22 protein-coding genes are annotated in these 25,586 nt (G+C 32.7%); 21 read left to right on the top strand and 1 reads right to left on the bottom strand.

Annotated elements, in window-relative coordinates; all coding sequences use genetic code 11:
* Positions 1-307 precede the first annotated feature (307 nt).
* The 20 genes from J2Z76_RS08580 (at position 308) to trhA (ending at position 22,998) form a co-directional block, all read left to right on the top strand.
* Complete coding sequence (locus tag J2Z76_RS08580) at positions 308-1,198, top strand: FAD binding domain-containing protein (protein WP_209511624.1); 891 nt, start codon at positions 308-310, stop codon at positions 1,196-1,198.
* 23 nt (positions 1,199-1,221) lie between these two features.
* Entirely contained in the window at positions 1,222-1,686 is a 465-nt protein-coding gene (locus tag J2Z76_RS08575) for a (2Fe-2S)-binding protein (RefSeq protein ID WP_209511623.1), read from the top strand.
* 18 nt (positions 1,687-1,704) lie between these two features.
* A complete protein-coding gene (locus tag J2Z76_RS16850; RefSeq protein ID WP_209511622.1) occupies positions 1,705-2,979 on the top strand; it encodes a xanthine dehydrogenase family protein molybdopterin-binding subunit in 1,275 nt (424 codons plus the stop codon).
* A 1-nt stretch (position 2,980) separates the two neighbouring features.
* A complete protein-coding gene (locus J2Z76_RS16845; RefSeq protein WP_209511621.1) occupies positions 2,981-3,967 on the top strand; it encodes a xanthine dehydrogenase family protein molybdopterin-binding subunit in 987 nt (328 codons plus the stop codon).
* Positions 3,968-3,985: 18 nt separating this feature from the next.
* The gene (locus tag J2Z76_RS08560) at positions 3,986-5,059 is read left to right on the top strand and encodes a PTS sugar transporter subunit IIC (RefSeq protein WP_209511620.1); all 1,074 of its coding nucleotides are present in this window, start codon (positions 3,986-3,988) and stop codon (positions 5,057-5,059) included.
* A 340-nt stretch (positions 5,060-5,399) separates the two neighbouring features.
* A complete protein-coding gene (locus J2Z76_RS08555) occupies positions 5,400-6,293 on the top strand; it encodes an NAD(P)-dependent oxidoreductase (RefSeq protein WP_209511619.1) in 894 nt (297 codons plus the stop codon).
* A gap of 2 nt (positions 6,294-6,295) precedes the next feature.
* Positions 6,296-7,702, top strand: coding sequence for a serine dehydratase (locus tag J2Z76_RS08550; protein WP_209511618.1), 1,407 nt, complete (start codon positions 6,296-6,298; stop codon positions 7,700-7,702).
* Positions 7,703-7,718: 16 nt separating this feature from the next.
* Positions 7,719-8,924 carry a 3-isopropylmalate dehydratase large subunit gene (locus tag J2Z76_RS08545; RefSeq protein ID WP_209511617.1) on the top strand — a complete coding sequence of 402 codons (1,206 nt, stop codon included), beginning with the start codon at positions 7,719-7,721 and terminating at the stop codon, positions 8,922-8,924.
* A 4-nt stretch (positions 8,925-8,928) separates the two neighbouring features.
* Positions 8,929-9,447: a LeuD/DmdB family oxidoreductase small subunit gene (locus J2Z76_RS08540; protein ID WP_209511616.1), complete on the top strand. Its 519-nt coding sequence runs from the start codon at positions 8,929-8,931 to the stop codon at positions 9,445-9,447.
* Positions 9,447-11,306, top strand: coding sequence for a cobalamin-dependent protein (locus J2Z76_RS08535; protein WP_209511615.1), 1,860 nt, complete (start codon positions 9,447-9,449; stop codon positions 11,304-11,306). Before J2Z76_RS08540 ends, J2Z76_RS08535 begins: the two co-directional genes overlap by 1 nt.
* Positions 11,307-11,347: 41 nt before the next feature.
* Positions 11,348-12,502: a 2-methylaconitate cis-trans isomerase PrpF family protein gene (locus tag J2Z76_RS08530; RefSeq protein WP_209511614.1), complete on the top strand. Its 1,155-nt coding sequence runs from the start codon at positions 11,348-11,350 to the stop codon at positions 12,500-12,502.
* A 4-nt stretch (positions 12,503-12,506) separates the two neighbouring features.
* Positions 12,507-13,922 (top strand): glutamate mutase L, encoded by a 1,416-nt coding sequence (locus tag J2Z76_RS08525; protein WP_209511613.1) that lies wholly within the window; start codon positions 12,507-12,509, stop codon positions 13,920-13,922.
* A 19-nt stretch (positions 13,923-13,941) separates the two neighbouring features.
* A complete protein-coding gene (locus J2Z76_RS08520; RefSeq protein WP_209511612.1) occupies positions 13,942-14,808 on the top strand; it encodes an isocitrate lyase/PEP mutase family protein in 867 nt (288 codons plus the stop codon).
* Positions 14,809-14,880: 72 nt separating this feature from the next.
* On the top strand, positions 14,881-16,398 hold the full coding sequence (locus J2Z76_RS08515) for a DUF362 domain-containing protein (RefSeq protein ID WP_209511611.1): 1,518 nt from the start codon (positions 14,881-14,883) through the stop codon (positions 16,396-16,398).
* 2 nt (positions 16,399-16,400) lie between these two features.
* Positions 16,401-17,240: a UPF0280 family protein gene (locus J2Z76_RS08510; RefSeq protein ID WP_209511610.1), complete on the top strand. Its 840-nt coding sequence runs from the start codon at positions 16,401-16,403 to the stop codon at positions 17,238-17,240.
* Positions 17,241-17,264: 24 nt separating this feature from the next.
* A complete protein-coding gene (locus J2Z76_RS08505; protein ID WP_209511609.1) occupies positions 17,265-19,259 on the top strand; it encodes a methyl-accepting chemotaxis protein in 1,995 nt (664 codons plus the stop codon).
* Between the two features lie 274 nt (positions 19,260-19,533).
* Entirely contained in the window at positions 19,534-20,694 is a 1,161-nt protein-coding gene (locus tag J2Z76_RS08500; RefSeq protein WP_209511608.1) for an amidohydrolase family protein, read from the top strand.
* 71 nt (positions 20,695-20,765) lie between these two features.
* Positions 20,766-21,350, top strand: coding sequence for an amino acid synthesis family protein (locus J2Z76_RS08495; RefSeq protein WP_209511607.1), 585 nt, complete (start codon positions 20,766-20,768; stop codon positions 21,348-21,350).
* A 187-nt stretch (positions 21,351-21,537) separates the two neighbouring features.
* Positions 21,538-22,242: a class I SAM-dependent methyltransferase gene (locus tag J2Z76_RS08490; protein ID WP_209511606.1), complete on the top strand. Its 705-nt coding sequence runs from the start codon at positions 21,538-21,540 to the stop codon at positions 22,240-22,242.
* A gap of 108 nt (positions 22,243-22,350) precedes the next feature.
* Positions 22,351-22,998 carry a PAQR family membrane homeostasis protein TrhA gene (gene trhA / locus J2Z76_RS08485; RefSeq protein WP_209511605.1) on the top strand — a complete coding sequence of 216 codons (648 nt, stop codon included), beginning with the start codon at positions 22,351-22,353 and terminating at the stop codon, positions 22,996-22,998.
* Positions 22,999-23,047: 49 nt separating this feature from the next.
* Here the strand turns inward: trhA and ytvI are convergent, their stop codons facing one another.
* Positions 23,048-24,121 carry a sporulation integral membrane protein YtvI gene (gene ytvI / locus J2Z76_RS08480; RefSeq protein ID WP_209511604.1) on the bottom strand — a complete coding sequence of 358 codons (1,074 nt, stop codon included), beginning with the start codon at positions 24,119-24,121 and terminating at the stop codon, positions 23,048-23,050.
* A 378-nt stretch (positions 24,122-24,499) separates the two neighbouring features.
* Between ytvI and buk the strand changes: the two genes are divergently transcribed.
* Positions 24,500-25,561, top strand: a complete 1,062-nt coding sequence (buk, locus tag J2Z76_RS08475; RefSeq protein ID WP_209511603.1) for a butyrate kinase — start codon at positions 24,500-24,502, stop codon at positions 25,559-25,561.
* The last annotated feature ends 25 nt before the right edge of the window (positions 25,562-25,586 follow it).

The following is a 25,586-nucleotide window of genomic DNA, read 5'->3' as shown; positions in this document are numbered from 1 at the left end:
TAGTAAAAATAAAAAAAGTGTTTCAACTATGAAATATTTTTTTTATTTTTATTATTTGTATAATTATTTAGGTATAATTAAGTTTAGCATTGTTAAAGATGGGGTATTGAGAAAACACAACCTTTTATACTAATTTTCATTATATATTTGCAAGAAAATTGTTAATAATAAAAGTAACTTAAATTTTGGCAAGCTTATTGCAAGAGATAATGTTGTTGAAAATTTAAAATTAAAAGTTAATTATTTTTCAAACTTTAATTTAGTGGAAATTTTAAAAGGAAGAAAATATTGAAAAGGAAGGAAAATTATGAAAAGATATGATTATTTTTCACCAAAAACAGTTTCTGAAGCGCTTGATATCTTAGAAAATGCAAATAATGATACGCATATTATCGCTGGCGGAACTGATATTGTTTTGGATATTAACAAAGGTCGTATAGAGCCAGATGAAATTGTAAATATCAATAAGTTGCAAGAACTAAAATATGTAAAATGTGAAGATGGTTTAATTAAACTTGGATCAACTATGACTTTTAGTGAAATAGAAAGTGATGAGTTACTTAATAAAAAAGCTAAGGTTCTTGTTGTTGCATGTAGAGAAATTGGATCTACACAAATAAGAAATCTAGGTACAGTTGGAGGCAATGTTGTAAATTCTTCTTCTGCGGCTGATTCTGTAGCTGCATTAATTGCACTAGATGCAAGTGTAGTATTGAAAAGTAAAAATGAAGAAAGAACAATGAAACTTATAGATTTTTATGACAATGGAAAGTCAAAAATAAGAAAAAATGAGTTGCTTACAGAAATATTTTTTGATGAACCAAACCAAAATACAGCAACAGCATTTACAAAATTAGGTAGAAGAAAAGCTTTGGCTATAGTTGTTATGAGTATGGGAGCCTTGTTAGAAAAAGATGAATCTAATATATGTACAAAAGCACAATTTGTTTTAGGTGCTGTTTCTAGACATCCTAGCAGGTTATATGAAATAGAAAATCAAATAATTGGACAAGAAATAAATAGAGACAACTTGTATGAATTAATAGATAACATGTCTACAACTATTTATAAGACAATTGTAGAGGGATCCCCAGGATCATTACGTAGGTTGAATAGTGCGAAGTATAAAAGCAAAAGCATTAAAGGTATTGCTAAAACAACTTTTGAAAGCATCCTTTCAGATTTAGAAATTAAATAATATAAAGTAGGAGGCTAAAATAAATGAGTAAGGTAAAGATAAGTTTTAATTTAAACTATGAAGATATTGTTGTAGAAGTTGAATCAAATAAAAGATTATTAGATATGCTAAGAGAAGATTTAAACATGAAAAGTGTAAAAGAAGGATGTGGTGAAGGAGAATGCGGCGCATGTACAGTTATAGTAGATGGTATAACAGTAACTTCTTGTACGGTTTTAGCACCACAAGTAGATGGCTGCAGTGTAATCACACTAGAAGGACTTTCTAAAGATGGAGAGTTAGATAAATTACAGGAAAGTTTCATGGAAGCAGGAGCGGTTCAATGTGGATTTTGTACACCAGGTATGATTCTATCGGCGAAAGCTTTATTTATGAAAAATCCAAAACCTAGTAAAGATGAAATAAAAAGAGCTATGTCTGGTAATTTATGTAGATGTACTGGGTATAAAAAAATAGTTGAAGCAGTTGAAATAGCTAGAGATAAGTAAATGAAAGGAGGAATTAAAATGGGTAATTTTAATATAATTGGTAAAAGTGTTGAGAAAAAAGATTCGTTGAGTAAAGTATTAGGAACAGCACAATTTGCGGCTGATATAGAATTTGAAAATATGCTCTATGGCGCAGTAAAGAGAAGCGAAGTGCCTTCAGCTATTTTAAAAAATGTAGATGTTAGCAAAGCAAAAGCTTTGCCGGGTGTTGTATCAGTGTTGACTTATAAAGATATAACTGGAGGAAATAGAATAGGTATTATTATCAAAGATGAGCCTGTACTAGTTGATGATAATATAAGAAGAATAGGTGATGCACTAGCTATAGTTGCAGCTGAAACTAAAGAAATTGCTGAAGAAGCTTTGAAATTAATAGAAGTAGAATATGAAGAATTAGAACCAATTCTCAGTATAGAAGATGCATTAAAAGAAGAGTCACGTAAAGTTCATGGTAAAACTAATGTCCTTCAAGAAAAACATCTTATAAAGGGTGACGTTGATGAAGCTTTTAAAGAGTGTGATATTATAGTTGAAAATACTTATAAAACTAATTATGTTGCGCATATGTTTATTGAACCTGAAGCTGGTGTTGCTAAATATGAAAATGGAATAATGAGTGTTTGGTGCTCAACTCAAAATCCTCATTTTGACAGGGGAGAAGTAGCAAGAACTTTAAATATGCCACAGAATAAAGTTAGAGTTATACAAGCGGTTACTGGTGGAGGATTTGGTGGTAAGCTTGACATATCAGTACAATGTCATATTGCATTACTGTCATATTATACTGGAAGACCTGTGAAAATTGTTACAAATAGAGAGGACTCTATGAAGGTTTCTTCTAAGAGGCACCCTATTGAAATGAAGGTTAAGACAGGGGCAAAAAAAGATGGAACAATACTTGCTTATGAAGCTAAATTAACATCAGATACTGGTGCATATGCATCATATGGTCCAGCTGTTGTTGCTAGAGCGATGACTCATATAAGCGGTCCGTATCGTATACCAAATGTAAGAATAGATGCTACTTTTGTATATACTAACAATCCAATGGCTGGAGCGTATAGAGGGTTTGGAGTTCCTCAAGCAGCAATAGCGCACGAGGGACAAATGGATGCACTTGCTGAAAAGATAGGAATGTCTCCTATAGAAATAAGATTAAAAAATGCATTGAGAGTAGGAGACTGTACTCCTACAAATCAAAAGTTAAATGATAGTATAGGAATAGTTGAAACCATTGAAAAGGCAGTGGAAAAATCAAAAGAAGTTATTTTCAATGAAGGAGAGGTGAAGTAGGATGAAGAAAAAAGGTACTGGAATAGGCTGTATGTGGTATGGTATAGGAAATACTGGTTTGCCAAATCCTGCTGCAGCTTTTGTAGAGGTGCATAGTGATGGCTCAGTAACGGCTTTAGTTGGATGTGCTGATATAGGTCAAGGTTCATCGACTGTTATGGCTCAAATAGTAGCTGAAACATTAGGAGTTAAATATGAAGCTGTAAATGTAACTGCTGCTGATACTGGAGTTACACCAGAAGGTGGAGCTACATCAGCAAGTAGACAAACATATATTTCAGGTAATGCATGTTGTGAAGCTGCTAAAGTGGCGAAGAAAATTTTAGTTGAAGTAGCTGCAGACGCTTTTGGTGTTGAACAAGATGAAGTTGAGATTAAGAATAATAATGTTTTTGTTAAGAATGATGAATCAAAACAAATGGACTTTTTAACATTAATGGGAGAGTTGAAAAAAAGAGGTAAAATTGCATTAGGAAGTGGTTCCTTTAATCCGGATACAACATCGTTAGATCCTGTCGATATGCATGGTAATCCTTATGCTTGTTATGCATTTGCAACACATATAGTTGAAGTAGAAGTTGATACAGATACAGGTCAAGTGGATGTGTTAAAAATTGTTGCAGCTCATGATGTAGGTCAGGCCATAAATGCTCAGATGGTAGAAGCACAAATAGAAGGTGGATGTGCTATGGGGATTGGTTTTGCCGTATTAGAAGAATTAGAGTTAGAAAAGGGAGCTATAAAAAACCCAGGATTTTCAAAATATTTAATAAATACAGCTATGGATATGCCAGAAATATATCCAATAATTGTAGAAGACCCAACTTCAACAGGGCCTTTCGGTGCTAAAGGAGTAGGTGAACCAGCTTTAATACCAGTTGCACCCGCAATTTTAAATGCTATTTATGACGCTATTGGAGTTAGGTTTACTGAGGTTCCTGTCACACCTAGAAAAATAATAGAGGCATTAAGCGAAAAACAAAATTAAAGAAAAGAGGGTTTGAAAATGAGTAAAAATGAAACGACAAAAAACGAAGTAAAAAATGAGACGAAATTCAAAAAGTTTTTAAAAAGAAAAAATATTGAAATTTCGGTTCAAAGATATTTAATTGATGCTCTAGGTTTAATGGCACAAGGTCTTTTTGCATCGTTGTTAATTGGTACTATAATGAAAACTATAGGCGTTAAGTTGCATATTCCATTCTTAAATGAAACTATTTGGCCTATAGCTCAACAAATGACAGGTGCAGCTATTGGTGTTTCTGTTGCTTATGGATTAAAGTCCCCGGCTTTAGTATTATTTGCTTCAGCAATCACTGGTACAGCAGGAAATGCATTAGGAGGACCGGCAGGTGCTTTTATAGCAGCAATATTAGGTGCTGAGTTTGGTAAAATTGTATCAAAAGAAACTAAAATTGATATAATAATTACTCCTGCAGTTACAATTATTGTCGGAGTTTTGGTTGGAACAGCGGTAGGACCTGCTATTGGTGCATTTATGACCGCAACTGGTAATTTAATTATGTATGCTACAACTTTACAACCATTCATAATGGGAGTGTTAGTTTCAGTTATAGTTGGTATAACATTAACTTTACCTATTAGTAGTGCTGCTCTTTGTATGATGCTGGGTTTAACAGGAATAGCAGGTGGAGCAGCAACTGCAGGATGTTGTGCTCAGATGGTAGGCTTTGCAGTAATGAGTTATAAAGAAAATGGTTGGGGAGGAATTGCATCTCAAGGATTAGGAACATCAATGTTGCAAGTACCTAACATAGTTAGAAATCCAAAAATATGGATACCTCCAATGTTAGTTGGGGCTATTACAGGACCAATGGCAACAATGATTTTCCAAATGGAAAATAGCCCAATTGGTTCAGGAATGGGAACTAGTGGATTAGTAGGAATTATCGAAACTATACCAGCGATGGAAGCAGCTGGAAAAGGTGGCGGAATGATGTGGATAGGTATATTGTTATTATATATTGTTATACCAGTAGTTCTTACTCCAATAATTGCTAACTTTATGAGGAAAAAAGGTTGGATTAAAGAAAACGACCTAAAATTGAATTTGGAATAATTGGAAAGTTTCGTATTAATCAATCTTTTAGCTGCTATTAGTAAATAAAAATTTAAATAGTGCTCAAGTAAAATAGAAGTGTACTATGTACGCTTCTATTTTATGTAATTCTAAAGCATTTCAAAACTGAACATTCGTTTCAAATTTGAAATGCTTTAGAATTGCTTTTCTCTCTATTTTAGCGAATATTTTAGAAAAAGCATTTCAATTTTGAAACATTAAGGGTAAAACAGTTGCTATTTTACCCTGTTAAACAGGGCGTGAAGTTGGCATGAAAATTGCTATAAATATATAATGTATAATAAAGAATATAATGTTATAAAAAATAGGAGGAAACAAAATGAAAATAGGTTTTATAGGGTTAGGAGTTATGGGTAAAAATATGGCTACTAATTTAATTAAAAAGGGTTATAATCTTAAAGTTTCTGATTTAAACAAAGATGCTGTAAATGAATTAAAGGAAATGGGAGCAGAAGAAGGACAGAGTGCTTCAGAAGTAGCTTCGGGGTCAGATATAGTATTTACTTCTCTTCCTAATTCACAAATAGTTGAAGGTGTAGTTACAGGCAAGGGTGGTATTTTAGAAGGCGCTAAGGAAGGTACTATTTATATTGACTTAAGTAGTATAACGCCTAAAACTATACAAAACATCGCTAAAAAAGCTAGTGAAAAAGGTGTAAAGGTATTAGATGCGCCGGTAAGTGGTGGATTAGCTGGAGCACAAAAAGGTACTTTAACAATTATGGTTGGCGGAGATGAAGAGACATTTAATAAAGCACTACCTGTATTGAGTTGCATAGGTACAAAAGTATCTCATGTTGGTGATATTGGAGCAGGTGATACAATGAAATTAGTAAATAACCTTTTATTAGGAATTAATATGGTAGCAGTATCAGAAGCACTTGCATTAGGTGTAAAGGCAGGGCTAAAACCTGAAGTAATGTATGATATTATTAGTCAAAGTTCTGGATCATCATATGCATTAACTGCAAAGTATAAAAACTTTATAGCAAAAGGCAATTTTACACCTGGTTTTTCTACTGATTTACAATATAAAGATTTACAACTTGCTGTAGATACAGCTAAAGATTTGAAAATGCCATTACTTGTTGGAAATGTAGCTCAACAAATGTATGAAGTTGCAAGAGCTAAAGGATTAGGTACTGAAGATATTTCAGCAGTAATAAAAGTATATGAAGAATTGGGAAATATTGAAGTAAGAGAGGAAGTTTAGTTATGAACATCACAGATATGATTAAAGAAAAAATGCCATTGACACTAAGTGAGATAGTGGAAATAGCAGATAAAAACAAATTAAGATTCGTTGATGTTGTATTAGCAGAGACAGAAATTCAAACAGGAAAAACAAAAGAGGAAATATTAGAAGAAGTATTAAAAGAATTTGAGCATAATTTAAATGCTGTAGAAATAGGATTGACTACTGGAAGTAGTTTGTTACTTGGAACTACTGCAGCACAATTAAATAATATTGAAGGAACAAAGTTATTTAAAGATGAATTTGTTGATAGAGCTTTGGTAAATACTATTGCAGCGCAAACAGGCAACCATAGCTTAGGATTAAATCCATGTGCTGGTACTGGTGATTCATGTCCATATACTGGATTTATAAGAGCTATGTTTGATACAGGATATGAAAGAACTAAAGTAGCAGAAGTTGCAGCAATATTATTAAAAGTTGGTTCAATGTTCAGAGTAGGAAAAATTACAACAGGATGTAACATGGAGGGCTTTGGAGCTGGTGCGGCAGCAGTTGCAGCAGCAACAGTTGAGTTGTATGAAGGAAGTCCAAAAGCTACAGAACGTGCAATGGTTATGGCGATTTCACCAACAATAGCAGTTCCATGTACCCCTCGAGTTATGGTTCCAGCACTTTGTGCAACACATATTGGAGGCGCTATATTAGTTGGTACAATGTCAGCAGGATTAGCAGTACGTACAGACATAGAGGTTAATGTACCTATTGATGTAATGTTAGCTATGGCAACGGAAGTTCATCCTATTTCAGGAAAAACTATAGTTCCTACTGTAGTAGAATTTATGCAACCATTCTTTAAAACTAAAGAACCAGTAGAAAAACTTATAGATCAAACAATTAAGGATGAAGAAAAAGAAAATATTGATAAAACACTTGTTAAAGCAAAAGAAATAGCAAAAAGATTAGCAGAAGGTTCTAGACCAATCACTAATACTTTGGGAGAAGCTGTTGTAGGTGGAAGTAGCCAAGCCGTTGGTTCTCCAACAAATACAGGAAGAATAGCACACTTCTTAACAAAAGGTAAAATTAATAAAGTAAAAATAGAGCTTTATCCTGAATTATTTGCTCGTAGAGGAATAAATGTTCCTGGAGTATTAATGGGCGCTGTTTATGGTTCATCTACGGCTGATGGTAAAATGTATAAGGAAGTAATGGAACTTGTTGAAAAAGAAAAAATTGAAGTAGAAATAGTTAAGGATGAAGAATATCAAGTTCAAAGAGTTACTATATATACTGATGAAGGGACATACATGGTAGATGCGTTGAATAGAGGTGGAGGAAGATTAGTTCTTAGAGATGCAAGTCCATCCCGACAAGACGCTGTTGATGTAGCAAATAAATTAGGTATCGTTCTAATTGAAGAATAGAAAGTAGGTGAAGTTAATGAATATTATAGAAAAAATCATTGCTAAAAAGTCGAATAAAGAAGTTGTAAAAGTGGGTGAAGAATTAAGTGTAAAAGTTGACTTAGTTATAGCTCATGATGTTACTGGCCCTATAGCAGTAGAACAATTTAATAAAATTGGTGTTAAAGAAGTTTATGATAAAGAAAAAGTAGTATTTGTACTAGATCATAATATTCCATGTTCCTCAGTAGACTCAAGAATTCAACATAGAGCAATACATGAGTTTTGTAATGAATATGGATCAAAAATTTATGGAAGAGCAGAAGGGGTTATTCATCAAATAGTGCATGAAGAAAACCTATATAAAAAAGGTGATATTATAGTAGGTGCAGATTCTCACACTTGTACAGCTGGAGCTTATGGAGTAGTTGCAATACCAGTTGGATCAACAGAAATGGCAGCTGTTATGGCACTTGGTGAGATTGACTTAGAAGTTCCTGAAACATATCTTATAAATATTGATGGAGAATTATCTCCTGGTGTATATGCAAAAGATATTATATTATATGTTATAGGAAAATTTGGAACAAATGGTTTTATAGACAAAGCAGTAATATTTAGTGGAAGCACTATTCTTGGATTGAAAAATGATGAGAAGATGACTATAGCAAATATGATGATTGAAATGGGTGCTATGATAGGTTATATAGACCAAGGAGAAGAAGAGATTGGTCAAGTTAAAGAAACGTATTGTATAAATGCTTCAGATTTAGTTCCAGTTGCAGCATGCCCTTCATCACCTGGAAATGTTAAACCTATTAGTGAGATTAAGGGTCAGAAAATTAATCAGGCTGTTATTGGAAGCTGTACAAATGGAAGATATTCTGACATGAAGGTAGCTGCTGAGGTGTTAAAAGGTAAAAAAGTTGATAAAGGTGTAAATATGATAATAGTACCTGCTTCGAAAAAGATATTAGATAGGATGGAAGAAGAAGGGTTAACTAAAATATTTAGAGAATCAGGAGCAATAGTTACTAATCCAGGATGTGGTCCTTGCTTTGGAGCTCACCAAGGGTTGCTTGCAAAAGAAGATGTAGCTATATCCACTACAAATAGAAATTTCCCAGGTAGGATGGGACATAAAGAAGCTAAAATATATTTAGCTTCACCTAGAACAGTAGCTGAAAGTGCAGTAATGGGATATATAACTAGTCCTGGAACTGTAATTCCATTGGAGGGTTAATAAAATGGGTAATATAAAAGGGAAAGCATTTTTGTTAAATGAAAATGTAGATACTGATCAAATTCTCCCTGGATATGCTATGTCATATCCAGTTGAGGAGCTTAAGAAAGTAGCACTTTGCGGAAGTATTATTCCTGATTTTGCAAATCTTGTAAAATCAGGTGACATAATAATTGCAGATGATAACTTTGGATGTGGTTCAAGTAGAGAACAAGCTCCTGTTGCTTTAAAAAGTGCAGGAGTTGGAGCTGTAATTGCTAAGTCATTTGGAAGGATTTTTAGAAAAAATGCTATTAATATAGGTCTTCCTGTGGTAGTTTGTGAATATATAGATAAAATAAAAAGTGAATCAAAAGAAGATGATGAATTTGATGTTGATTTAGTAAACAGTACAATAACAAATCTTAGAACACAAAATAAATATGTTCTTAATAGTTTATCAGAAACTACACTGGAAACTTTACAAGCAGGTGGCTTGATTAATAAAGTAAGAAATAAATTAGTTGAAAGAGGTGCCCTATAATGGCTAAAGCAAGACCAAATACAGAAAGAATCATCAAAGAAGATATTGATAGAATAAAAGCATATGAAAAAGCATTTGGAGTAAAAATGCCATATGTTGATGAAAATGGAGATGTTCAAGGATTGCCTGATCCTTATCCAAGAGAAGTTAATGGTGTAGTTAGAAGTGGTTATAGAATAGCTGAACTTGGAAGACAGGCTGTAAAAACTGGAAATCCTATTTTAAATCCTATACTTGGAAGAAACAGTGCTGAAGAAACATATAAGGAATCACAATATATGTATGACATGGCTGAAAAACATGGAACAACATTATTCCATTTTGTACACTCTGAAGCTACAAGACATATAGACCCGCTTGATGGAATAGAATTAATTGAACAATCAAGAGGTAAAGGTGGAATTACACCTGCTGGAGAAAGAGAATACGTTCAAATGGGCGGAGGCTCAAAACATCCAATAAGAATAAATGCTACAGGTGATACAACACATATTAATATATTAAATGGACTTATAGCTGGATTTGATGGTACAGATTTAGGACCAGTTATTCACGTTCACTTTGGTGGAAGAGGAATTCATGATTTTAGAACAAAAGTAGTGAATGGACTTAAGGCAATTCAAATATGTGCAGAAAATAATATATTTGTTCAACTTGATACTCATAAGCATATAAACAACATTATGGGTACAGATGGTATGGCATTAGCTATGTGTTTATTATCTGAAGGATTAGCAGTTAAAGCTGGATTGGACAGAGCATTAAGCGCTATTCAAATGAATGTAGCTGGAATTAATATTCTTGCTGATTTAGCATTAGTTAAAGCTTTTAGAGAAACTATATGGAGTGAATTTATTATAGCTGTTCCTGAAACATTCCAAAATCCACCAGCAGATCTTATAGCAGAGCAAGCACATTTTGCTAGAATGGCAGTTTCTGCAAAACTTGCAGGAGCTAACTTCTATAGACCTAAGGCTGCAGAAAATGTAGGAATTCCTACAGGTGAATCAATGGCTAAAGCTATATGGGCTTCACAAAATGTATTTGAAGGAACATATAAAGTAGATATTCATGATTCATTTATAGATGAAAGAAAAGAAGAAATCAAAGCTGAAGCAATGGCAGTATTAACCGCAGCATTAAATAAAGACAAGATGTTAAAACCTGAAGATATAAATGTGGAGTTCTGGAATCAATATGATGAGCATGAACTTATAGATTTAATTGTAGAAGCAGGTAAGAGTGGTATTCTTGATACACCTAGAGCTGGTGGATGGGATCTTAAGAGGTTTGTTAAAACTCATAGAGATAAAGATGGTATCAGAAGATATCTTCCAAACTATACTCCATTAGGGGTAGATGAGAAGTATATGCCAGTTACTAAGGAAGATGTTGAAGTGCCACAAGATTACGTAGTAACAAAAAAAGATAAGGTAGTATTAGCAACGGTAGGAGCAGATGCTCATGTTGTTGGAATTAACATGGTTAAGGAAGCTTTTCAAAAAGCTGGATATGAAGTAATATTTTTAAGAGGTATGAATTTGCCAGAAACAGTAGCTGATGTAGTTGCAGAAACTAAGGCTAGTGTAGTAGGAGTAAGTAATCTACTTGGATTAGGAATGACATTATTCCCAAGAGTAGAAAGTAGATTAAAGGAGCTTGGTCTAAGAGATGAAGTTTTAGTAATTGCTGGTGGAAGGATTGCTGAAAAAGAAGAAGACCATGCTATGTTTGAAAAGAAAATCAAAGATGAAGGCGCAGGTTTCCTTGGTGTTGATGAATTCTTTGGACCTGGTACTGATCTTGATGAATTTGTAAAATGGGTAGATGAAAGTTTAGCTAATAAAAAAAATAAATAGTAAAATAATTATTAGCTTTAAATTGAGGAGGAACTATTATAATGGAACAAAGAGAAACTCATGTAGTAATTATGAGGGCGGGTACAAGTAAAGGTATTTTTATTAAAGAAGAAAACTTACCTAAAGACCAACAAGAAAGAGATGAATTAATATTAAAAGTATTTGGAAGTCCAGATGTTAGACAAATAGATGGTTTAGGTGGGGCAGATCCATTAACTAGTAAATTAGCAATTATTGGACCCGCAACTAGAGAAGATGCAGATATAGACTATACATTTGCTCAAGTATCATATGTTGCACCAAAAATTGACTATTCAGGAAACTGTGGAAATATATCTGCTGGTGTTGGACCTTTTGCAGTAGATCAAGGACTTGTGAAAGTTGAAGAACCTTATACAACGGTTAGAGTTAACAACACAAATACAGGTAAAATATTAGTTGAAAGAGTAGAAGTAGAAAATGGTAAAGCTAAAGTAACCGGTGATTATAGCATAGCAGGAGTTCCTGGAACAGGTTCGGAAATTACTATTGATTTTTCGGATACTGCTGGATCATCAACAGGAAAATTATTACCAACAGGAAATACTATAGACAAAATAGATGTAACTGGATATGGTGAAATAGAAGTTTCCTTAGTAGATGCTGCAAACCCAGTTGTATTTTTAAGAGCAAAAGATTTGAATTTGACAGGAATAGAAACTCCATCACAAATTGATGAAAACAAAAAACTGTTAGCTACATTAGAAGAAATAAGAGGAAAAGGTGCAGTATTAATGGGTTTAGTAAGTGATTGGAAAGATGCTGTTAAAGAAATACCTGCATTTCCAATGATAGCTTTCATTTCTCCTGCGCAAGACTACAGTGATTTTACAAAAGGCAAGAAAATAAATGAAAATGATACAGATTTTGTTTCAAGATTGATGTTTATGCAAGTTGTTCATAAAACTTATGCAGGAACAGCTACAATTTGTACAGGTGCTGCAGCAAGAATTGAAGGTACAATTGTAAATGAAGCAATGAATGCAAAAAACAGAGGAAAAGACAGTGTTCTTAGAATAGGTCATCCAGCAGGCGTAATAACAGTAGACGCTTTGGCTAGTAAAGTAGGGGATGCTTGGAAATTAAATAAGGCAGCTATAAGTAGGACAGCTAGAAAGATAATGGAAGGAACTTGTTATACTGTCGAAGGAAGGTAATTACATGAGTAACTATGACTACCTAATAATAGATATAGGGAGTACTTATACAAAGCAAAGACTATTTAAAGATGGTGAGTTGATGGCTACTGTTCAGTCGCCTACAACAGTAGATAATGTTTATCAAGGAATAAAAGCTGGTCGAGATAAGATGAAAGAGCTTCTAGGCGAAGAAAAGATTGAAGCCAAACATGTGCTTTCTTCTAGTAGTGCAGCTGGAGGGTTAAGAATGGTTGCCATAGGATATATGGCAAGAGTGACAGCCAAGGCAGCAAAAGAAGTAGCAATGAACTCAGGCTCTAAAATACTTGAAATAGTTTCCAATGAAGATCAACCTGAATATAGAGTTGATATTTTAAAGGAAATAAATCCTGACATCATACTTTTAGCAGGTGGAACTGATTATGGTGACGAGTCTTCACTTATAGAAAATGCATATTTAGTAGTTAAGAGTAAAGTGAAATGCGTTGTTGTAATAGCAGGAAACATAAACGCTCAAGTTGAAGTTGCAAGGATATTAAAAGAAGGAAATATATCACATATTAGAGTTCCTAATATCATGCCAACTATTCATCAATTAAAAGTTGATGAAGCTAGAGATGTAATTCATAGAGAATTTATAAAACAAATTACTAAGGCACAGGGTTTAAGCATATTACAAGAAGAGATTACAAATGACAAAATTATACCTACTCCAGGTGCTGTTCTAATGGCTTCGGAGCTCTTAGCAAAAGGAACATACCTTGAAAAGGGAATAGGAGACATAATAGTAGTTGATTTAGGTGGAGCTACAACTGACGTGCACTCAGTAATACCAGGTCTTGAAAATCTTGAAGACGAAGAAATAGGCTTAATAGTAAGTAATGAAAAACAAATTTCATATAGAACTGTTGAAGGTAATTTAGGAATGCGTGTAAGTGCTATGGGTATAATCGATACAGTAAATCCAAAGACAATATTCCATAAAAGAGGAATAAAAGATGATAAGCTTCTAGAAGAGTTTGTGAATTATTGCGAAAGCATGGAAAAAAATCCAATGCATATAGCAGAAAATGATAAAGAGTACATGTTTGATACTTTTCTAGCAGAAACAGCAGTAGAAGTTGCATTAAAAAGGCATTCGGGATATATTTCAACTGTAGCTGATCCCATAACAGGAGTTTCGCCAGGTATGCCTGTAGGAAGAGATTTAAGAAATGTAAGAACAATAATAGGTGTCGGTGGCATATTTGCTTATAGAACACCACAAGAAAGCAAGAACATCATAAAAAATGCGTTAAAGGATAAAGGAATTTCTCTTTTACCAAATGATCCAAAGATATTAATCGACGAAAAATATTTGTTATATACTGGAGGTATTATTTCACAGATTGATAGTGAATATGCATTCGAAGTACTTAGCAAACAATTTAAATTATAAAATTATTAGGAGTAAAACTATGAAAATGACAACTATATTAAGACAATTATTAAATTCTAAAGAAATATTAGTAGCACCAGGAGCACATGACGCTTTGACTGCTAGAGTTATAGAAAAATCAGGTTTTAAAGCAGTTTATATGACAGGATATGGTCAAGCAGCAAGTGCATTAGGAAAACCAGATATAGGTTTGTTGAGCATGACTGAAATGTTAGATAGAGCTAGAAAAATGGCAAGTTCTGTAAAAATTCCTGTAATCGCTGATGGAGATACTGGGTTTGGTAATGCAATAACAGTTATGAGAACAGTTGAGGAATATGAAGCAGCAGGAGTAGCAGCTATTCAATTAGAAGATCAAGTAGCTCCAAAAAGATGCGGTCATATGCTTGGAAGAAAAGTAGTAAGCATGAATGAAATGGTTGGTAAAATTGAAGCAGCTAAGGCAGCTAGAAAAGATGAAGATTTTGTTATAATTGCAAGAACAGATGCAAGAACAGTTCTAGGGATTGATGAAGCAATAAAAAGAGCTAAAGCATATGAAGCAGCAGGTGCTGATGTAATATTTGTTGAATCTTTGGAAAGTGAAGAAGAAATGAAAAGAGTTCATGATGAAATAAAAGTTCCAACATTAGCTAATATGGTGGAAGGTGGAAGAACACCACTTCTTAAAAATAGCGAATTAGAAAAAATAGGATATAGTTTAGTAATATATCCAACTGCATCAACTTATGTTGTGTCAAAAGCTATGTTTGACCTTATGGAAGCTTTAAAAGTTGATGAAACTACTGCAAATTATACTGACAAAATGATTACATTCCCAGATTTCAACAACTTAGTTGGGTTAGGTGAGTATGGCGAACTTGAAGATAAGTATGTTAGAGAATAATTAAGTTGAACTAACTATAAGGTAATTCGTTAATTTACAAGCAAATATTAATATAGGTAGGAGAAAGTTTATATGATAAACATAATTGTAGATAAGTGTAAAGGTTGCAGTTTATGTGTTAAAAACTGTCCATTAGATGCAATAGAAATGATAGACAAAAAAGCAAAAACTAATAGTAAATGTGTATCTTGTGGCATTTGTTTTAGGGTATGTCCTTTTGGAGCAATTGAAAGGACAGAAGAACAAGAGAAAAATACAGTTAAGTGTAAAAATTGTCCTGTTAGCTGTGCAATACCAACTGGTAGCACAGGAGCTTGCAAGAGATATACAAATGTAAATGGTGAAATAAAGAGAAATAGAAAGCTTGTAGTTGAAGCTGTTACTAAAGAACCAACAAATACCAAATTACCATATAAACCATTGATTACAGCCACAGGTAGCGGAACAAATTATCCATGCTGCCGTCCAGCTCCATTTATAGTTCAAGATAACGTAAATGGCGTAGATGTTGTAACAGTTGTTACTGAAGCACCATTAAGCTATAGTGGAGTAAAAGTTAAAATTGATACAAACATGCATATTGGAGAAGAAGGCGCAAATATAAAAAGAGATGGAAAGGTAGTAGGACATATTACTACTGAAGAATATGGTTCAAAGATGTTATCAATTGGTGGAGCTAACTTGTTAAGTCATGGAAATGATGGTTTCGTAGTTGCAAGAACAATTGTTGATTTGGCTAATGGACGTAGGGTAACTTTAAAAGTAGAAAATGGAAGCACTTTGGAAATTCAACAAGGTGAGGCACCTATTATAGATGGTTTAAAAGAGAAGCTTATGAGAGTAGGTTGTGGCAGTGCTACAATAGGAATGTTTGCTAGATTTATGTCTGATGTTGTAGATGAAGCAATAGTTCTTGACTATCATGTAATAGGATTACTTTCAGAGCATTTTGCTGGTGAAGAAGTTGGAATGAAATATAGCGGAGTAGTACCTGCTGGAGTTAGAAGTACAAGAGGAAGATATTTTGGAGAAAGTGGACATGGTTGGGGTGGAACTACAATCCTAAACCCTATTGATGCAGTAAAATCAGTAGATATGAATACAGCAAAACCAGGATATAAAATATTAGTTACAGAAACTACAGGGCAGAAAGCTTCATTATTAGAAGTGCAAGAAGATGGAAGTATAAAAGAAATCTCAATTACAGAAGATGTAATAAACGTTGTTAAACTTATTTCTGACACTTGTGAGGAATCTAAGGTTTCGGTTATATGTACAGGTGGTACAGGTGGAAGTGCTAGGGCAGGTGTTACAAAATTCCCTAAAAAATTAACAGACGCAGTTCATGACGAAGATATTCGTATGACAGTTGCTGGGGCTCCAGTATTTATTCTTCCTGGAGGAGGAATAAACTTTATGGTTGATGTAGCAAAAATGGTTCCAGAATCGACTACTTGGGTACCAACGCCTGCTACAGTTGTTCCTATAGAATATACTATGACAAGAGATGAATTTGAAAAACTTGGAGGACATACAGATCATATAATCGGTATGAAAGAACTCCTTGAAAAATTAGAAACAGAGGAATAATTATGATTCAACAACTTCCAGACAACAGAGTATTTATAGATCATGGACCGACACAAATGGTAATAGATGTATATGTTGGAGACAAGCGAGTTCCAGAAATTGGAGTAATAACTGCAGAGCGCGTGATATCTCAACTTGAGGAATTAGCTGTGTATCTGCCTCAACTAAGCAAGATGCGAACTTATAGAAAAACAAGTGATGAGTTTCCAAAAGTTTTAAATAAGATGATTGTTGCAGTTGAACAGAGTGGATATCAAGAGCTGAATACTCTAGGTGCAGTAGCAGGTTCCTTCTCAGACCTCGCACTAGAATATGCATTGGAATTAGGCGGGACAAGAGTAATTATTAATAATGGTGGAGACCTTGCACTAACTGATTTGACAGGGAAAGATATTAAGGTTGGAATCCCACTATATAAAGATGCAGATAAAGGACAACTTATATTAACAATTACAAAAGAGATGAACATCCATGGTATATGTACTAGTGGAATTGGTGGAAGAAGTTTTACAAAAGGTATAGCTACGGCTGCAGTCGCATTAGGAGAAAATGCGGCTATAGCCGATGCTTGTGCCACATATCTTGGCAATATGACAAATATTGATGATGATAATATAGTTCGGTGTTTAGCTGAAGAAATAGATTCAGGAACAGATATACCTGGACAGATGGTGACATTAAAAGTAGGGCAAATAAATGAAAAAAATAAATATAAAGCTCTATTTAACGGGTTAAGTGCAGCGGAGGATTTGTATAAAAGAGGTATAATAAGCGGTGCAATTATATGTATAGGAAACGATATAGTCAAATTCCCAGATAATTTGAATGTTAGTTTTGTATAAATTTAAAAAAATTTGGGGGAAATAATGAAAAGTATAAAGTTAAAAATCGTAACGTATTTTTCAGCTATTATTATAGCTATTTGTGCAGTTTTAGGTTACATATCATATTATGAGGCATCTAGTGTATTAAAAAGTTCTACAAAATATGATTTAGAGATTATAGCTAGTCAAGCATCCAAAACAATTGAAGCGAGGATGCAAGAACAGTTAGGAAAACTAGAAACATTGGCATCTCAACCAAGAATTTCTGATCCAGAAAATTCAGCAGAAGATAAGTTAATTCTTCTTAATGAAGAATTAAAAAGAAGTGGTCATCAAATAGTTGATCTTATAGACGTTAATGGACATGCAGTTGCAACAAATGGTAAAATATACGAATTAAAGGAAAGATTGTTTTTCCAAAAAGCATTGAGTGGCGAAAGTTATGTATCTGATCCTTTAGTTAGTAAGGAAGATGGAACGATCATAATTGTTTATTCAGTTCCAATTAAAGAAAATGGAAAAATTACTGGTGTAATTGCTGCAGTAAGAGATGGTAGTGATTTAAGCAATGTTGTAAGTGATATTAACATTGGAGAGAATGGCGAAACTTTTATTATTAATAAAGAAGGGACGTTAGTAGCTCATAAAGATAGTAATTTAGTACTTGATAGTCATAATTTATTAAAGAGCAGTACAGAAAATGATAGTATAAGTGAACTTACTGAGATAGTTAATAAGATGATAAATGCTGAAACTGGATCAGGAGAGTATCATGATGGTACTAAGGATCGTCTTATTGGGTATACACCTATTAATGGAACTGATTGGTCTTTAGCTGTTACGGCCCATAATGAAGAAATATTGTCAGAATTATCACAATTAGCCAAAAATTCGATTTTAATTTCTATAGTAATGATAGTTATTGCATTTGTGCTTGTTTTGTTAATAGGAATTCAAATTGCAAATCCTATATCAACTGTTACAAAGCATATAAAGTTAATTGCTTCTGGAGATTTTACTAAAGAAGTTTCAAAATCTTATCTTAATAAAAAGGATGAGACCGGTGAACTTTCAAGAGCTATTGACACGCTTAATAAGAGTTTTATCAAACTTATAGGGAATATAACTAATACTTCTGAGCAAGTAGCAACGTCTTCTGAAGAATTAAGTGCTACAGCTCAACAAACTACAGCTTCATCTGAAGAAGTAGCAAGTTCAATTGAAGAAATTGCTAGAGGGGCAAGTAATCAAGCTCAAGATACAGAAGTTGGTTCTATTAAGGTTAATGAATTAGGTGATTTGATAGAAACAAATAATCAAAATATGGAAGAGTTAAACGAAGATACTAATATAGTTATTAAACTAATTGATGACGGTTTAGAAATTATGAATGACCTTACATTGAAGACATCTGATAATGAAATGTCAATAAAAGAAGTATATGAGGATATTATAAAAACTAACACAAGTGCTAATAATATTGGTAAGGCAAGTGAGGTAATTGCATCAATATCACAACAGACAAATTTATTAGCTTTAAATGCTGCAATTGAAGCAGCGAGAGCTGGGGAACATGGAAAGGGATTTGCAGTTGTAGCTGCTGAAATTAAAAGGCTTGCTGAACAATCAGCGGATTCAACTAAATTAATAGATGAGGCAGTTAATGAGTTGCAAATAAACTCAACTAATTCTGTAAATACTATACAAGAAGTTTTAGTCTACTTTAAACAGCAAATAGAAAGTGTGTCAAATTCAGAAAATAAATACAAAGAAATACTTAAGGCTATGAATAATGCAGAGAATGCTATTAAACAATTAAATATTTCAGGCAAAGATATGGAAGAAAAAAAGGCTGAGATATTAGGCATTATTCAAAATTTATCTTCAATAGCTCAAGAAAATGCGGCGAGTACAGAAGAAGCTTCAGCTTCAACAGAAGAGCAAGCAGCTTCTATGTCGGAGGTAGGTAAATCTTGTGAAGATCTTGCTCAAATTGCACTTGAATTAAAGAATTTAGTTTCAGTTTTTAAAATATAAATATTAGTATTTTTCTAATATATTATAGATAATTACTTCATAAATGAAAGGATTGTTTCATTTGTGAAATATATGTTACGCAAGTTTATTAGTGTATTATAGTCATTCAAAAGAAATAACATTACAAAATTGAAATGTTGTGTTACTTTATGTTTATAATATTATTTAATTATATGCGGTAATGTTCTAAATATTAACTTGTTAAATAAATGGCATGAAATATGCTAGGTTTAATAAGTATAATAATAAATATAAAATTATAGGAGGTAAGATAATGTCAACTTTAGCTATTAAAAACATAGGTATTTTAATTACAGGAGATATAAATAATCCTGTATCAAAAGCAAATACAATTATTGTAGAAGATGGTAAAATAAAAAAAGTAGGAAATGAAAGTATTTTAGATAATTGTAAATGTGATAAGGTTATTAACGCAAATGGTACAACCGTTGCACCAGGATTCATAGATTCACATGTCCACCCAGTGTTAGGTGATTTTACACCAAGATTAAATACATTAGGATTCATTGAGGGTTCAATGAATGGTGGCGTTACATCAATGATATCAGCTGGAGAGTGTCATACACCAGGTAGACCAAAAGATGCTGCAGGTACAAAAGCATTAGCAATGCTTGCACATAAAAGTTCGCAAAATGCTAGACCAGGTGGAGTAAAACTGCATGGTGGAGCATTGATTTTAGAAAAAGGTCTAGTAGAAAAGGATTTTGAAGAACTTGCCAAAGAAGGAGTTTGGTTAGTAGGTGAAATAGGACTAGGTTCAGTTAATAACCCAGAAATTGCAGCACCAATGGTTAAGTGGGCTAAGAAAAATGGATTTAAAGTAATGATGCATACGGGTGGAACATCTATACCTGGAAGCAGTACAATAACTGCTGATGATGTAATAAATACTGATCCAGATGTAGTGTCACACATCAATGGTGGTCCAACAGCAATAGCTCCACAAGAAGTAGATAAGCTTGTTAATGATACAAAATTAACTTTAGAGATAGTACAATGCGGTAATTATAAAATAATGAAGCATACAGTAAATGCAGTTAAAGCAAAAGGTGAATTAAATAGAGTAATCGTAGGAAATGATTCACCATCAGGTACAGGATTTATACCATTAGGAGTATTAAGAACAGTATCATATATAGCTTCAGAGTCAGAAATAACAGCAGCAGAAGCATTGTGTTTTGCAACTGGAAATACTGCAAAGGTATATGGTTTAAACACAGGATTAATTGAAGAAGGAAAAGAAGCTGATTTCGTAATAATGGATACTCCAATGGGTTCAGTAGGAGAGAATAGTTTAGAAGCATTAGAAGCAGGAGATTTGCCAGGAATTTCAATGGTAGTTGTTGATGGAAAAGTAATGGTTACTAAGAGCAAAAATACACCACCACCAAAAACAAAAGCAGAAGTTTGCTAGTATAGTTTGTTAATTATTTGTTTATTAAGAATTATTAAGAATAAAAAAATATAATTATGGAGGAAATGAAGATGGATGTTAAAATTAGAAAGTATTACACATTTGTAGAAGATATCAAAAGCGATGGTGGAAAAGAAGTAGAAGGAAGCCATAAAAGAGCAGCTATAGCAGTAGTATTTGAAAACCCATATGCAGGAAAATATGTTGAAGATTTATCAGCATTCTCAGATTGGAGTGCATCGATAACACTAGATCTAGTTGATAGAGCATTAAAAGCAGCTGGAATGGACAAAAACGAAGTAGAGAGCTATGGTAAAGCAGCAATTATTGGGGGAAATGGAGAGCTTGAACACGGAGCAGCTTTACTACACCCAACATTAGGAAAGCCTTTCAGAGCAGCTATAGGAGGAGGAAAAGCACTTATACCTTCTGCTAAAAAAATGGGTTACCCAGGAGTTGCAATAGATGTTCCACTTGGCTTTAAAGATGCAGCATTTGTAAGAACTCACTTTGATGCAATGGAAGTAAGAGTTCCAGATGCACCAAGAGATAATGAATTAGTATTAATACTTTCAGTAACAAACTGTGGAAGACCTCACCCAAGAGTAGGTGGACTTACAAAAGAAGAAGCTAAGTGTGAAGACGGCTTAAGATAATTATACAAGAATATAAACAAATTAGAATATTTACAATGAATTAATTTTTAAATTCTTGATATAAAAGTTTAATAATATCTTTATTTTTGAAAATCATCTAAATAATCGTATATGTGATGTAATATAAATTTTCTCATAGCGGTTTTTAGGTGATTTTTTAAAAGAAGTTTATTTAAAGGAGTAGGAAATGAAAGGTCTTAATGAAAAATTATGTAATATGAAGTTTGGTTCAATTTTAGATATTGCAACAAGAGATGGTGCTTTTATCAAACGATTAGTTAATAATTTGAGTGGGTATGATGAAATTACAGGAATAGATATTTCCAATGAAGGATTTGAAAAAGCAGAAGCTGAATTTGCTGGAAATAATAAGATAAGGTTTCAGGTTATGGATGGATGTCACACAAATTTTCCTAATAAATATTTTGATTTAGTTTGCATATCTAATTCTTTGCATCATGTTAATGATATACCTGCGTTGCTAAAAGAAATCCTTAGGATAAAAAAAGATGATGGGATTATCCTTATTAGTGAGATGCCTGCTGATGGGCAATCGGGTTCTTCCTTGACGCATGCTTTAATACATAATCTTGATTGTTTAATCGACACATATTCTGGAGTTTACCACCATCAAACATATTCGCATAAGGAAATATTAGAGTTTATTTCAGATGCAGGTATGAGGGTTGAAGATGATTTCGATGACTTAGAGGTTAACTTATTAAAAAATGAATCAATAGCAAAAAGAGTAGATAAGGCTTTAATTAAAGTTAATAAATGGAAAGATTCAGAAAATTATGAAGAATTGCATAAAGTGGCAATGAAGATTAAAGAAAATTACAACAATTACGGAGCAAGTCCAGCAATTCAATATATTATATTTGCCAAATAAATAACTTTAGCATACAAGATTCTCGTTTATGATATTGACAAATTAGAAAAATAGTCATATCATAGCCATATAACATAGTTATTAAAACTATATAAGGAAGGTGCTAAAATGAATAAAGATAAGAAAGAAATAACAAGTGCTCTTACGCACTTAGGCGGTGCTATATTTGCTATAATAGGAATGATTATGCTATTGTATAATGCAATAAAATCTCAAAACACAATGAGTATAATTGCTTTTATCATATTTGGATTAAGTATGATTTTATTGTATTCAACAAGTACAATATATCATTTTATTGATGCATCTAAACAGAAAGCCAAACTTGTTATGAGAAAACTAGATCACATAATGATATTTGTATTAATTTCAGGTACATATACTCCTATATGCCTTCTTGCTTTAAAAAGTGTTGTAGGATATACGCTTTTAGGTGTTGTTTGGACTATTACACTTATAGGTGTATTTATAAAAATTTTTTGGATTAATGCTCCAAGATGGGTAAGTTCGGGGTTATATATAGGGATGGGTTGGATTTCAGTTTTAGTATTTGCACCTCTTGTTAAAAGTATGGCATTAGGCGGAGTGATTTGGCTTGTTCTAGGTGGGGTTATGTATACTGTTGGTGGAGTGATTTACGGGTTAAAAAGGCCTAATATAGACAAACCATGGTTCGGTTTTCATGAGCTCTTTCATTTGTTTGTTTTAGCAGGTACATTTTGTCATTTTGTAATGATGTATTTTTATATAGCTTAACATGTCATAAAAAAATCGTGAAGAAAGTAATTCTTCACGATTTTTTTTATTACTTATAAAGATGTATTCTACCAGTATCATTTAAATGTTTTATCAAAATTGAAATCATAGGGGCTAAAATAAATCCAGCAAATCCAAACAACCTTAATCCAGCATACATTGCCGTAATTGTAACAACAGGGTTAAGGCCAATTTGATGACCAACGATTCTTGGTTCAATAGTATTTCTGACTACAGTAATTACTATATAAATTATTATCAGTCCAAAACCCATACGATAATCCTTTAAGATTAATTCAATTATTGCCCATGGAATGAGAAATCCACCTGTGCCCAATAAAGGTAAAATATCTAACACTGCTACAATCGCAGCAATAGGTAATGCATATTTGACTTTCAATATGGACAATCCGATAATCATTTCAATGAATGTAATTGATAATATTATAGTGTATGCCCTAATCATTTTTAACAATGTGCCAGATAAAAAACTACGTGCTTCAACTAAATTTGAATTAAATTTATTAGGAAGCTGGCGTTTTATAAACGAAGTAATATTTCTATAATCGACACTGATGAAAAATGAACAAACAATAGAAAAAATAACTGTAATTAGGTATAGTGGTATATTTGATATTAATCCAGTTATTGCTGAAACCAAGTATATAGATAAATTTTTTACGATAGATGCAACATATTGTAAACCACTAATTATCATATTAGAAAGAGTATTAGCAAATTCTGGTGAAAGCAATTTAGCCCTATCTACAATCCAATTGTTAATATTAAGTAATAAAGGTTCAATTTTATTAAAATATAAGCCAGGTACAATTTTTATCAAACCCGATATTTCATTCCATAAGAAAGCAGATAAAAACCATATAGATATTACTATTATGAAATAAAAAATTCCTATAACAAATATTGATACTCCATTTCTTTTAATATGAGTAACTTTTGTGATAAACTCAGTAATAGGTTTTAAAATAAATGCAATTAAAAAACCAACAAAAAATGGCATGACCCATTTTATTGCATATTTAAAAATAAAATATGCAACTGCAAATACTGTTATGATATAAACAATGTTAACTATAAATTTCTTTTTTTCATCATATGTCATTTGTAAAAATCCTCATTTTTTTTATTTTTAATAAAGTATTTTTTATCATTATAATATTAACAACAAGTTATTGCAAGAAATATTATTATAAATAAAGGGCTTATTATTACTATTACTATTATTATTATTCACAAATAAATATTGTCATCATATTGAAAACATACAAACTTTTTTATAAACGATACTTATACAAAAAAACATGTAATTTTATAAATTTTGTGCTATAATAAATACAATTAATGAAACAAAGACATAAGTCTTTGTCTTGATGTATTTATTGAATCGTTGTGATGCAAGCCGTTATCTGGCTTGCTTTATGATATAATAAATACAATATAAATTGATATACTACTAAATCTACGTTAAGGAGTGAAATTTATGAGTTACAGAATACTTGCAATCAACCCAGGTTCTACAAGTACCAAAATAGCAGTATTTGATGAGGAAAAAGAAATTTTCTCAAAAAACATTGAACATTCTGTTGAGGAACTTAGTAAATTTTCAGAATTAATAGAGCAATTTGACTATCGAAAAGACATAATTAGAAAATACCTAAGTGAGGCAAAAATAGATTCGTCTACATTGTCTGCAGTAGTTGGACGTGGTGGAATTATAAGGAACCTAACTACAGGTGGATATATTGTTAATGAAAAGATGAGAAATGAACTTGAAAACAATCCAATATTTGTGCATGCTTCAAACTTAGGTGGACTTATAGCTGACTCTTTTGCTAAGCCATTAGGAATTCCAGCTTATATTTATGATGCGGTAACAAGCAATGAATTGCTACCTGTTGCTAAGGTTACTGGTTTTAAGGAAGTAGAAAGAGAAAGCTTTTGTCATGTGTTAAATTCTAGGGCTATATCAATGAGATTGGCAAAAAGTCATGGTAAAAAATATGAGGATATGAATTATGTTGTAGCACACATGGGTGGGGGCATAAGTATTAGTGCACATCAACACGGTAGAATTATAGATTCTGTTAGTGATGATGCAGGTCCATTTTCGCCAGATCGTTCTGGAAGCCTTAATTTATTTTATGTTGTTGAAATGTGCTATTCTGGAAAATATACGAAAAAAGAAATGCTAAAGAAAATAAGGGGAGAAGGTGGGCTTAAATCCTTATTAGGAACTACCGATTGTCGTGAGATTGAGAAAAGAATTTCAGATGGAGATGAATATGCTAAGTTAGTATATGAAGCAGAGGCACTTCAAGTTGCAAAGGGCATAGGAATTCTGTTAGCAAGCTTTGAAGAAAAAATTGATGCGGTTATATTAACTGGTGGTATGGCATATTCGAAAATGCTTACAGATATGATAAAAGTTAGAATTGATAAGCTTGTACCAGTAGAAATTGTTGCTGGTGAAAATGAAATGGAAGCATTAGCATATGGAGCACTTCGTATTCTAAGAGATGAAGAAAAAGCAAAAGAACTTTAATAAATATAATATATAGACAAGAACA

The organism is Sedimentibacter acidaminivorans, from assembly GCF_017873955.1.
Taxonomy (GTDB): domain Bacteria; phylum Bacillota; class Clostridia; order Tissierellales; family Sedimentibacteraceae; genus Sedimentibacter; species Sedimentibacter acidaminivorans.
Note: the sequence above shows the minus strand (reverse complement) of the source record. Positions and strands in the feature narration are given on the sequence as shown.